This is a genomic window from Flavobacterium sp. 123 (assembly GCF_003634825.1).
In the GTDB taxonomy this organism is placed as follows: Bacteria; Bacteroidota; Bacteroidia; order Flavobacteriales; family Flavobacteriaceae; genus Flavobacterium.
Genome location: NZ_RBXD01000001.1, coordinates 2,025,302 through 2,037,910 on the forward strand (window position 1 = coordinate 2,025,302; position 12,609 = coordinate 2,037,910).

Annotated in this window: 12 protein-coding genes; all 12 read left to right on the forward strand. The window is 30.3% G+C overall.

Translation table 11 applies throughout. The annotated features are described in order from the left end of the window. The gene (locus C8C88_RS08855) at positions 1–876 is read left to right on the forward strand and encodes a glycosyltransferase (protein ID WP_121337739.1); all 876 of its coding nucleotides are present in this window, start codon (positions 1–3) and stop codon (positions 874–876) included. Continuing rightward, entirely contained in the window at positions 873–1,811 is a 939-nt protein-coding gene (locus C8C88_RS08860; protein ID WP_121337740.1) for a glycosyltransferase family 2 protein, read from the forward strand. The genes C8C88_RS08855 and C8C88_RS08860 overlap by 4 nt, the downstream gene beginning before the upstream one ends. Beyond that, on the forward strand, positions 1,804–2,799 hold the full coding sequence (locus tag C8C88_RS08865; RefSeq protein ID WP_121337741.1) for a glycosyltransferase family 2 protein: 996 nt from the start codon (positions 1,804–1,806) through the stop codon (positions 2,797–2,799). Before C8C88_RS08860 ends, C8C88_RS08865 begins: the two co-directional genes overlap by 8 nt. Positions 2,800–2,898: 99 nt before the next feature. Continuing rightward, positions 2,899–3,981, forward strand: coding sequence for a glycosyltransferase family 2 protein (locus C8C88_RS08870; protein WP_158588988.1), 1,083 nt, complete (start codon positions 2,899–2,901; stop codon positions 3,979–3,981). A 35-nt stretch (positions 3,982–4,016) separates the two neighbouring features. After that, on the forward strand, positions 4,017–5,108 hold the full coding sequence (locus C8C88_RS08875) for a glycosyltransferase family 4 protein (RefSeq protein ID WP_121337743.1): 1,092 nt from the start codon (positions 4,017–4,019) through the stop codon (positions 5,106–5,108). Continuing rightward, the gene (locus C8C88_RS08880) at positions 5,108–5,788 is read left to right on the forward strand and encodes a cytidylyltransferase domain-containing protein (RefSeq protein WP_121337744.1); all 681 of its coding nucleotides are present in this window, start codon (positions 5,108–5,110) and stop codon (positions 5,786–5,788) included. The genes C8C88_RS08875 and C8C88_RS08880 overlap by 1 nt, the downstream gene beginning before the upstream one ends. Before the next feature lie 8 nt (positions 5,789–5,796). Then, positions 5,797–6,837: an N-acetylneuraminate synthase family protein gene (locus C8C88_RS08885; protein ID WP_121337745.1), complete on the forward strand. Its 1,041-nt coding sequence runs from the start codon at positions 5,797–5,799 to the stop codon at positions 6,835–6,837. Positions 6,838–7,045: 208 nt separating this feature from the next. Next, the gene (locus C8C88_RS08890; protein ID WP_121337746.1) at positions 7,046–7,375 is read left to right on the forward strand and encodes a GIY-YIG nuclease family protein; all 330 of its coding nucleotides are present in this window, start codon (positions 7,046–7,048) and stop codon (positions 7,373–7,375) included. Between the two features lie 220 nt (positions 7,376–7,595). Continuing rightward, positions 7,596–8,717, forward strand: coding sequence for a UDP-N-acetylglucosamine 2-epimerase (neuC, locus tag C8C88_RS08895; protein WP_121337747.1), 1,122 nt, complete (start codon positions 7,596–7,598; stop codon positions 8,715–8,717). Beyond that, the gene (locus C8C88_RS08900) at positions 8,717–10,114 is read left to right on the forward strand and encodes a hypothetical protein (protein WP_121337748.1); all 1,398 of its coding nucleotides are present in this window, start codon (positions 8,717–8,719) and stop codon (positions 10,112–10,114) included. The genes neuC and C8C88_RS08900 overlap by 1 nt, the downstream gene beginning before the upstream one ends. A gap of 168 nt (positions 10,115–10,282) precedes the next feature. Next, positions 10,283–11,716, forward strand: a complete 1,434-nt coding sequence (locus tag C8C88_RS08905) for an MBOAT family protein (RefSeq protein WP_121337749.1) — start codon at positions 10,283–10,285, stop codon at positions 11,714–11,716. Then, on the forward strand, positions 11,716–12,591 hold the full coding sequence (locus C8C88_RS08910; protein WP_121337750.1) for a hypothetical protein: 876 nt from the start codon (positions 11,716–11,718) through the stop codon (positions 12,589–12,591). The genes C8C88_RS08905 and C8C88_RS08910 overlap by 1 nt, the downstream gene beginning before the upstream one ends. Positions 12,592–12,609: the final 18 nt, after the last annotated feature.

A 12,609-nucleotide genomic window follows, 5' to 3' on the forward strand; every position in this document is an offset into this window, starting at 1 on the left:
ATGGTTAAAGAATATAATCCCTTAGTCTCAATTTGTATACCTACTTACAATGGAGCTAAATATATTGAGGAAGCAATACATTCGGCTTTAAATCAAACATATTCTAATATTGAGATAATAATTTCAGACGATAATTCGCAAGATTCTACTTTGGAAATATTTAGAAGGATAATGTCTAATACTCAAATTCCATTTTATATTTATAATCACATACCTAGTGGTATTGGTGCTAACTGGAACAATTGTGTCAAAAAAGCTAACGGAAAATTTATTAAATTTTTATTTCAAGACGACATACTGTTTGATAATTGTATCGAAATGATGATAACATTGGCATTAAAAGGCCAAAATGTTGGTCTTGTTTACTGCAAAAGAAAAATTTTGTATGATTCAACAGATTTAGAACATCATAAATGGATAAAGGATTGTGGAATATTACATAAAAGCTGGATTGACTTTGAAGTTAAATCGGGTATAGAAAAAGGAAGGAAATATTTAAAAAATTATAGTTTATTGAATGAGCCTCCAAATAAAATAGGTGAGCCTCCAGCTGTTTTATTAAATAAAAGTTGTTTTGAAAAAGTAGGTTATTTCGATGAAGAGTTAAAACAGACTCTTGATTTTGAATATTGGTACCGTGTTATGAAATATTATGATATAGGTTTTATTGATGAAGAGTTAGTAGCTTTTAGGTTACATAAAGATCAAGCAACTTATGTAAACAATAAAAATATGACAAATGAATATAGTAGGTTAATGAATAATTTATACAGGACAATTTTTTGGCAATTGAATTTAAATAGACAATGGAAGTTATTTAAAAGTCAGAGTAAAACAGGAACTATTTTTAGATATTTAAAAAGGAAATTGGTATGAAGCGAATTTATACCATTATTGTAACATATAATGGGATGAAGTGGATAGAAGAATGTTTAAATAGTATTTTAAATAGTTCCATTCCTGTATTTATTATAGTTGTTGATAATTATAGCACAGACGGCACTATTAAATTTATCAAAGAAAACTTCTCAAAAATAATTTTGTTACAACAAAATGAGAATTTAGGTTTTGGTAAAGCTAATAATATTGGAATATCTTATGCATTAAAGCATAATGCTGATTTTGTTTTTTTATTAAATCAAGATGCTTTTGTTGATAAAAATACGATTGAAAAGTTAATAAAAGTGTCATTTAATAAACCAGAATTTGGAATTTTAAGTCCTATTCAATTGGATTATTCTGGAAAACTACTCGAAAATTATTTTTTCAAATTTATGGCTGATGATAGTTCAAGAACTTTTTATTCTGATTTTGTTATAAATAATGAGTTAAAAGAGATTTATGATATTAATTTTATTCAGGCAGCTGCTTGGCTTTTGCCAACAAGCACTATTAAGAAAATAGGTGGGTTTGATCCATTATTTTATCATTATGGAGAAGATGATAATTATTGTCAAAGAGCCAGATTTCATCAAATAAAAATTGGAGTTGTTCCTAAAGCATTTATAAGGCATGATAGTCATAAACCAAAAATAATGGAAATTGATTTGTTTTCTGAAAATTATTTTTCTACATTTTTGCGAGAAATTTATCATAAATACGGAGATATTAATAGACAATTTGGTCAAGTTGAAGTAAAAAAAGAGCTTGAGAAATACTATAAATTATTTTTTTTATGTGTTTTAAAATTTAATTTTAAAAAAGCCTCTGGCTATCTTAAACAAATTTATTTATTTAAAAATAAAATAAATAATATCAATCTTAGCAGAACAAAAAATAAAAGTAGAAACTTAAATTATTTAGATGTTTAATAATAAAGTATCTATAATCATTCCCACTTATAATCGCGCTCACTTAATTGGTGAAACGCTCGATAGCGTTTTGGCACAAATCTATACTAATTGGGAATGCATTATCGTTGATGATGGGAGTATAGACGACACGGAAGAGATTATTGCCAGTTACATAAAAAAAGACATGCGTTTTCAATATTATCATAGACCTATTGATAGACAAAAAGGAGCAAATGCTTGTAGAAACATAGGTTATGAGTTGAGTAATGGAGAGTATATAAAATGGTTTGACAGTGATGATATCATGCATCCTGATTTTCTCGCAAAACAAGTACAAGCTTTAGAACAGAATAAGGATTTGGATTTTTGTGCTAGCTTTTCAAAAAAATTCATAAAAACTATAGATGATTTAAATGAAGATTTTTACCCAGAAATCACTTTTGATAAAAATGCAATATATAATTTTATAATAGGGAAGCTTTATTTTTTGACACCATCTTCACTTTGGAGAAAAAGAATATTAGAAGATATAGAGCTATTTGATGAAACTCTATATAATGCACATGAAACAGATTTTAATTTTAAAAGATTAATTGAAGGAGGTAAATTTTGTTATCTCGAAGAAGTATTGTTTTATGTTCGTAGAGGGCATCAAAGTATAGATAAAGAATCTATTAATGACCCTCTGTGTTTGCAATCCCAATTTGATTATTTTCAAAAAGTGTATCAGTTTTTAAATTCCAGTAATGAAGTTTTAGAAGATGCTAAAATTAATAAGCTTAAAAAATATGTTATTTATAGGGAAGTGAATTTTTATTATGAAATTAGAAACTTGTCGTGTTTTAAGGAGAGTATAAATAATTTTAAATTAATTTTGAAAGACATAGCAAATGTAAATCTTCGTTTTTTAGAAATTCTCAGACTTTTTTTTGGAATAATAGTGATTCTTTTTTTTAAGAAAGGGTATTGGTTGATTCATTTAAAAAAATTTGACATTAGAAGATAAATTATATTGTTTGTTTACCAAATTAATTTTGAATGAAATAATGTTACGTTTTTAATTTGAAAGAAATTGAGTAAATAATATTTAAAAAACAAAATGTTTATGATTACAATTCTTTACCCTTATCGTGACCGTGAATTAAGTCGTGTCAAACGTTCATTGGATTCATTATCTGGGCAAAGTTGTATGGATTTCAAAGTCTTATTTGTAGATTACGGTTCTGAATTTAAGATGGCAAAAAGTGTTGAAGAGTTATTGACGAAATATCATTTTGCCGAATATTTTTATTCATACCATATTAACCGTCCATGGTCACGTGCTAAAGCGGTAAATATTGGTTTGCAGATGATTACAACCACTTATGTTTTTGTTGCTGATGTTGACATAATTTTTAGACATGATTTTGTGGAGAAATTATACCAATTAAAAAATCCCAAACAAGCTGTTTATTTTAAAGTGGGCTTTTTGGAAGAGAATGAATCAAAAGAACTTAAGTCATTTAGTGATTATAAAATAGCTTTCACTAGTGGACAAGGAGCTCAAGGTTTATCTTTATTTTCATTGAAGGAATTAAAAGCAATTCACGGATTTGATGAATTTTTACATTTTTGGGGTGCCGAAGATGAGGATGTACATATTCGGGTGCAGCTCAATGGGATAGAGGTTTTTTTTTATGATTCTGATGTAATGCTTTTACATCAATGGCATCAATCGTATAGAAAATTAGATCAAAAAAAAATAACGCAGAATTTAAAATTGTCCAATATTACGAGAATTAATGCGCAGCATTTATTATATAATAAATCGAACAAAAGAATTATAGTAAATCAAAAGGATTGGGGATGTAGTTTTTCAAAAATCGAATTTGACCAGTTAGAAATACAAAAAAAATCAATTGAAGTGCTAAATAACAAAGAGGCTATTGATCATTTTTTATTTTTTGAATTACCCAATTTTTCAGCGGGTATTTTAAATGTTAATTTCTTAGAAGATAAATTTCAAACTACAATTAAGTATAAAGTCAAAAAAATAATTGGTAAAACGGTTCCTGAATATTATTCGTTAAAAGAAATTAACGACAAATTATTACTACACTTAATTTCATTTTATAACGGATGTAATTATTCCTATAGGATTAGCGATGATTTAAAGACAATTAATCTTAAAATACAAAAGTGTAATTAGCTTTTTTTATATTTACTAATCCAATTTCAAGTGCGATGTCCAAAGTAATTCTCATTTCCCAAGTTTCCTTACCCTTTTCTGAAATTGGTAGTTGGACTACATTATATAAAAATTACTTGAACGATGAACACCAAATAGATTATATTGTATGCGGGTTACCTACTAAACCTTTCGAAAAGGTCCAATATAGTATAGTAGCAAATGATTTTTATACAAAGGCAAAAAAGAAGTGGAAAAAGAATATTTATATTGGTTATCTTGATGCTTTGGAGAAATTAATTAATCCAAATGAAAAGTTTATTATCCAGATTGTAGATAATTTTGGCATCATAAAACCACTTTTGGACTTGTTAGAAACAAAAAAGTTGCGTTCTAATTGTTATATTCAGTTTTTTTATCATGGTTTTGCCCCCTTTTTTGAAAATTTTGATGGCAGATGGTTTTTTGAATCCATTGATGAAATGGTTTTGTTGACCAATGATTCTTATTTGGCTCATAAAAATTATTACACCATTTTACCAACCCGTTTTTCTGTATTGCACAATGGTATTGATACAACAAAATTCTTTCCGCTTTTACCGCAAGAAAAACTAATCCTGAAAAAGAGTATGGGTGTTGATGGAAAAAAAGTATTTGTCTGGTGTTCGCAAGATCGACCCAAAAAAGGACTACATATACTATTAGATGCTTGGAAAAGAGTTTATGAAGATAAATACAATATGGTATTATGGGTTATCGGTTGTGAACCCAAAACACCTCTTGAAGGAGTGCGTTTTTTAGGAAGAATTCCTAACGATGAATTAGCATTATATTTTCAAGCATCAGATTGTTATTTGTATCCAACACTCTGTCATGAAGGATTTGGTATGAGTTTGATAGAAGCATTACACTGTGGTAATTATTGTATTGCTTCGGCAATTGGAGGCGTGCCCGAAGTCTTGCAATATGGTAAGTTGGGCCAGTTAATAGATAAACCTCATTTTGTAAGTGAATGGCAAAAGGCTATAATGGATTTTATTAAAAACCCGCAACAGGGTTTAAGTATTAAGTCAGAATTGTATTCCTCTAGATCCTGGTCAAACGGTATGAATGAAATTATTATGGAAGCTAAAAAATCTTTAGAGTAGTGGATACAAAAACAATTGTAATAATTCCAGCCCGTGGCGGTTCAAAACGATTGCCTAACAAGAATATTCTTGAATTAGGTTCAATTCCGTTATTGGTACATAGTATTATATATGCTAAAGCAAATGCAAATTATATTGATGCAATCTATGTTTCGACAGACGATGAAACAATCAAGAATATTGCCATGCAATATGGAGCTAAAGTAATTGATAGACCAGAAGAATTGTCTGGTGAGTTTGAGCCAACTATTACAGCCATTCAACATGTATTAGAAACAATAGATTTTGAAGTTGAAAATGTAATTGTGTTACAGCCCACAAACCCACTACGACCAATTAATCTGATTAAAGATTGTATAGAAAAATTTCATTCCGAAGGGGTTGATAGCTTATTTACTGTTTCAAGAAATCATCATAAATTAGGAAAAATTATAAAGGATCAATTCCTTCCTTTTAATTATGAGATTGGACAACGTAGCCAAGATTTAGAACCTTTGTATTTTGAAAACGGATTGTTATACATCACAAAAGCGAAATGCATAAAAGAAGGTACTATTATTTCAGAAAACGCCTTTCCTTATGAAGTGAATCATATTTTTGCAACGATTGATATTGATACTCAAGAGGATTTTGATTATGCTGAATATTTATATAAAAAATACTTGATTCCAAATTTATAATTAATTTCATGAAACCATACATAGAAATTGCAGGTAGAAAAATAGGCCCCGATTTTCCACCATTAGTTATTGCTGAAATAGGGATTAATCATGAAGGTTCTTTGGTTGTTGCCAAAGAAATGGTTGATGCTGCTTACAGAGCAGGTGTTGAGGTAATAAAACATCAAACGCATATTGTAGAAGATGAAATGAGCGGAGCCGCTAAAAAAGTAATTCCAGGAAATGCGGATGTTTCTATCTATGAAATTATGGAGCGTTGTTCTCTGAATGAGGCTGACGAATTGGAACTCAAAAATTATGTAGAAAGAAAAGGAATGATCTTTATATCTACTCCTTTTTCTCGTGCTGCAGCTGAACGATTGCAAAAATTTGACGTACCAGCTTATAAAATAGGTTCGGGCGAATGCAATAATTATCCGCTTTTAGAACATATAGCTTCTTTTGGTAAACCTGTTATCTTGAGTACAGGCATGAATACAATTGAAAGCATTGCAAAAGCAGTTGCAATATTTGATTCTCACAATATCCCTTTGGCATTATTACATACTACTAATTTATATCCTACACCCATACATTTGGTTCGTTTGGGTGCTATGATTGAAATGCATAACGCTTTTCCAGATAAAGTTTTTGGTTTGTCAGATCATACCTTAAACAACAATGCCTGTTTCGGAGCTGTAGCTTTGGGTGCAAGTATTCTAGAGCGTCATTTTACGGATAATATGAATAGGACAGGTCCAGATATTATTTGCAGTATGGATGAGCAAAATGCTGCCATGTTGATTGAAAGTTCCAATGAAATTTGGCAAATGCGAGGTGGAACTAAAGCGCCAGCCAAAGAGGAACAAGTAACCATTGATTTTGCTTTTGCAACAGTATGTACTATTGCTAATATCAAGCAAGGGGAAGTATTTACCAAAGAAAATATCTGGGTAAAACGTCCCGGAACGGGAGAAATATTGGCGGAGCAATTTCACGCCATACTAGGAAAAATTGCAGTTAGAGATATTGAAAATGATGAACAATTAGATTGGGCGGATTTTGTTTAATAAAGTGTCTCGACTGCGCTCGACAAGACATATTAAATAAATAAAATAGACGTGTCAAATCGAGCGCAGTCGAGATTCAACATGATACGCTAAAGCGTGTTGACTTAATATTTGGCATTAAGATAAGCAATTTAGTTGTCAAATCGAGCCCTTCGGCTTCGCTCAGGACAGGCTAAGTCGAGATTCAAAATAATAAAATATATAAAAAGTGAAATTCTATTATGTTTATATTCTCAAATGTAATGATGATTCTCTATATGTCGGAATTACATCGGATATAGAAAGAAGAGTGATGGAACATAATGTAGGTAAATATCCAGCTGCTTATACTCATTCAAGACGACCTGTGTCATTAGCTTTTTATCAGGATTTTATGGATCCTAATCAAGCAATTGAATTCGAGAAGAAAATAAAAAAATGGAGTCGAGCTAAAAAGCAGTGCTTAATAGATGAAAATTTTGATAAATTGCAGGATCTGTCTGAGTGTAGAAATGCAACACATCATAAGTACAACACAAATAATGAGATTGATTTATAGAGATTTTTTGGGAAGTGTCTCTACTTAATATTAGGCATTAATATAAGCAATTTGGTTGTCAAATCGAGCCCTTCGGCTTCGCTCAGGACAGGCTAAGTCGAGATTCAAAATAATACGCTAAAGTGTCTCGACTGCGCTCGACGTGACAGATTGAATTGATGAAATAAACGATCTAAACTGCGCTCAACGTGATAGATAAAAAATAATATTATATTTTTAAATGAAAAAAATCCTATTCCTTACAGGAACTCGTGCTGATTTTAGTAAAATAAAATCCCTGATTCAAATTCTTGAAAAACAGCAAGGATTTGAAGTTTTTGTTTTTGTTACAGGCATGCACTTGCAAAAAGAGTATGGATATACACTTATTGAAATCGAAAGATGCCATTTCGAGAACGTTCATGCTTTCGAAAATCATACCCACGAAACTACTATGGATTTGACTTTGGCTAAAACCATCGAAGGACTTTCTGCTTATAGTAAAACAATTAATCCAGATATGATTATTGTTCATGGAGATCGAGTAGAAACACTAGCTGGAGCTATTGTAGGGTCTTTGAATAATATTTTAGTGGCTCATATTGAGGGAGGAGAAATCTCGGGGACAGTTGATGAGTTAATTCGTCATAGTGTTAGTAAATTGAGCCATATTCATTTTGTTTCCAATGAAAATGCAGCCAATCGATTGAAACAAATGGGTGAAATCAATTCTTCCATACACGCAATAGGTTCACCAGATATTGATATTATGTTTTCAAATACATTGCCTAACTTGGATGTTGCTAAGACCTATTATCAAATTACTTTTGATAGTTATGCCATTGCTATGTTTCATCCAGTAACAACTGAAGCAAAAGAAATGGAACGATATGCAAATGATTTTGTTCAAGCCTTATTGAACGACACGCATAATTATGTTGTTGTTTTTCCTAATAATGATTTGGGTACAAATACTATTTTAGAAGCATATAAAAAATTGGTCAACCATAGTCGATTCAGAATTTTTCCTTCCTTACGATTTGAGTATTTTTTGACTTTACTTAAAAATGCACAATTTATAATAGGGAATAGCAGCGCAGGAATACGTGAAGCTCCTTATTATGGAATTCCTATCATCAATATTGGGACACGTCAACAAAATAGAGCTGTGCATGCAGAAATTATTAATGTCGATTATAACTTAAATAGTATTAGTGAAGCTTTGAAAATTATCTATAATCACCAAGTTGAAAAGACAAAATCTGATTTTGGTCAAGGAAATAGTACCGTATTATTCCTTGAGGCTTTACAAAATAAAGATACTTGGGCCATTAATCATCAAAAACAATTTAGAGATATATAATGAATAAATTAGGTGTTGTAATAACAGATGGAGTTGGGTTTAGAAACTTTATTATGAGTGATTTCATAGTTGAAGCAATCCAACAATTTGATTCGGTAACTATTTATTCCGGCTTACCTATTGATGCATATCATTCCATTTCACATTCTAAAGTTACAATAAGAGAATTGGATGTTTTTATTGAAGGAAAACCAACTTGGGTTTTTAGAAAATGGAAAGAATTAGCACATTTGCAAAAGTATAAATCTTTTTATGGGATGAAAGATAATTTGGATTCAGGCTATCCCAAGACTAATTCGATTCGTTCCTTACTAATTAAAAGTATTTATTTTTTTACCCGTTTCATTCATTCTGATTCGAGTATTGCATTAGCCGAAAAATTACAATTTATTTCTTTTTCGAAAAATAAAATTACTCAATCCTATTTAAAATTACTCAAAGAAGACAAGCCTTCCCATGTTTTTTTTACGCACCAAAGGCCTCCTTATTTAGCCCCTTTTTTATATGCTACAATAAAATTACAAATACCAGTAAGTACTTTTATTTTCAGTTGGGATAATCTAGCATCAAAAGGGAGAATGTTAGGTGCTTTTGATTATTTTTTGGTTTGGAGCGATTTAATGAAAAAAGAACTGCTTCATTTTTATCCAAAAGTGAAAGCGGAAAGTGTAAAAGTGGTAGGGACGCCCCAGTTTGAACCTTATGTAATGGAAAAATACAAAACAGAACAGGAGGATTTCTATTTGAAATTTGATTTAAATACGGAGTTAAAAACTATTTGTTTCAGCTGTGCAGATGCTAGTATTGGCAAAAATGACCCGCTAATTATTAAAACTATTGCTACTGCTCTTCGGGATAAAAAAATTACCTCTTCATGTCAATTTTTGGTGCGAACCTCACCGGCAGAAGGGGCTGAACGTTTTGCAAATATAAAAGAAGAATTCCCTGAAATCATTTGGAATAATCCAAAATGGATTTTAACTCGTGAAAATCATTCTGAAAGCTGGTCGCAGCGTGTTCCATCAGAGGAAGATATTAAAGATTTGAGAGCTGTTTTAGAATATGTAGATCTGAATATTAATATGTGTTCTACAATGAGCTTAGATTTTATGCTTTTTGATAAACCGGTAATTAATACTGTTTTTGGTAATAAAGAGAACGGTTTGTATGATGACCAACGATTTTTAGGTTATAATCATTTAAAAAAAGTAATTGACAGCGGATCAGTGACTGTTGCAAAAAATGAAGAAGAACTAATAGCTCAAATCAATCAATCGCTACTTTATCCAAAAGAAAGGACTGCTCAAAGAAAAACAATGATTGATTTACAAATAGGTAAAAAGTTAGAAGATACTTGTAAGCAGATAGCTAATACATTATATCGATTTAATAATTGAATCAACCGAAATTTTTTACGACTAATTTTTAACCTTAAACAGGAAATAAATTTTCTTTAGATAATTATTTAGTGTCATTTTTCATTAGAAAAAATGGTTGAAAATCACTTCGCTTTAGTATTGGATAATAAATCTTAATTTTACATTTTTAAATCAGTTAAATTATTTATGTTTTTTAATTCTTTATCCTTTGCTCTTTTTTTACCAATTGTATTTTTGTTCTATTGGTTTGTTTTCAATAAAACAAAAAGCACACAAAATGCATTACTTATACTAGCAAGCTATTATTTCTATTCTTGTTGGGATTGGCGCTTTCTGTTTTTATTGGTTTTTTCTACTCTTTTAGATTATTATACGGGTATTAGAATTGAAAAAAGCAAATCGGAGTCGGGGCGAAAATTTTGGTTTTGGTTGAGTATAATCGTTAATTTAGGATTTTTAGGAATTTTTAAATACTATAACTTTTTTGCCAACTCATTTTCAGATTTGTTAAATGGTTTTGGTTTAAAAACAAGTCCGTTATTGCTTCATGTAATTCTTCCCGTGGGAATTTCGTTCTATACTTTTCATGGCTTATCTTATGTAATTGATATCTACTACAAACGGATTAAGGCCGAATATAATTTTGTAGATTATTCACTTTTTGTGAGTTATTTTCCATTATTGGTGGCTGGTCCGATTGAAAGAGCCACGCACTTATTGCCACAAGTTAAGGTAAAAAGAACTTTTGATTTTGAAAAAGCAAAAGAAGGCATTTACCAATTTATCTGGGGATTAGTCAAAAAAGTAGTTATAGCAGATACTTGTGCTACCTATGCAAATGCCATTTTTGATCATTATCAATCTATGAATTCGTTATCCTTATTACTAGGAGCTTTTTATTTTGCATTCCAGATTTATGGAGATTTTTCGGGTTATTCCGATATGGCTTTAGGAATGTCAAAATTATTTGGAATTGATTTGTTGCGAAATTTTAATTATCCTTATTTCTCGAGGGATATTGCTGAATTTTGGCGTCGTTGGCATATTTCACTTTCGTCATGGTTCCGAGATTATTTATATATTCCTTTAGGAGGAAGTAGTGGAGGGATGGCAATGAAGATTCGGAATACCTTCGTGATTTTTTTGGTAAGTGGATTTTGGCATGGAGCTAATTGGACTTTTATTGCTTGGGGATTTATTAATGCTCTATATTTTTTGCCATTATTACTTTTAAAAAGGAATAGAACCAATATGGAAATAGTTCAATTGCATTGGAATATTGATTCATTCAAAGTGTTCTTTAGTATGATTAGCACTTTTGCATTAACCTGTTTAGCTTGGATTTTTTTTAGAGCGAACTCTATTGGAGAAGCCTTTAATTATATAGCTCGTATTTTTACAAATCAAGTTTTTCAGTCACAATATTTAGAAAACGAACGGTATAATTATGAGATTATACTTTTGATTATTCCATTTATTTTAGTTGAATGGAACAGTCGAACTCAAGTTGAACCTATTTCAGGAAGGTACAGTAGTCTAAAATTAGCATTATGTATTGCTGCTATTATAGCCCTTGGAACCTTTTCAGATTATAAAGAATTTATTTATTTTCAATTTTAATGAAAAAATTTTTAAGACTAATAGGTCTAGTTTTACTGTTAATAGTTTTGTTATCAGTTGCATTGGACCTAATCTATACAGCAGTTTATTTGCAATCTTCTCATAGAGGAAAGGTTAATTATATATATAATTCAAAGGATAGAAAGTATGATGTAATTATTCTTGGTTCTTCTAGGGCAAACAATCATTTTGTGGCGCCAATGTTCGAAGAAAAAGGATTGAAGACCTTTAACTTTGGAATGAGTGGTTCTCATTTATTTGAAGCTTCATTGATGTTAAAATTAATGATAGAGCGAAACTACAAGATTAAAAATCTTATTATTGAAACAGATTTAAATATTTCCAACGAACATAGGGCGGATGGTATTTCTGCACAGTTTCTTCCATATATTCATCAGTCCAAGACAATTTCGGATCATTTTTCTAAAGAAGAAGATTTTTATCAATTGTATTACATTCCCTTTTATAGATATGTAGCATTTGATACTAGAATTGGATTTAGAGAGATGTATAAAACAATTAAAAAAGAACCTACAAGTTATTTAGAAAAATTAGGATATCATGCTTTAGGAAACAAAAAAGGCAATATGAAAAATAATATTGCTAATCTAAAGCCGCTGCATAATAAATATTATGAAGAGATAAAGCAAATTTGTAAAGACAACAATATCAATATGATTGCTGTTATGACACCAATGTGTTCTAATGTGGTAGGTATGGATTATTTTGATAAAGTGAGGAAAATTTATCCTGAAATTCACAATTATGAGGGCGTAGTTCAAGGAGATCAATATTTCTCTTCTTGTGGTCATATGAATGATACAGGAGCTAGAAAATTTACGGCCATAATAGTACGAGATTTTTTTAAGAAATAAGTTGTGCAGTAATACTGA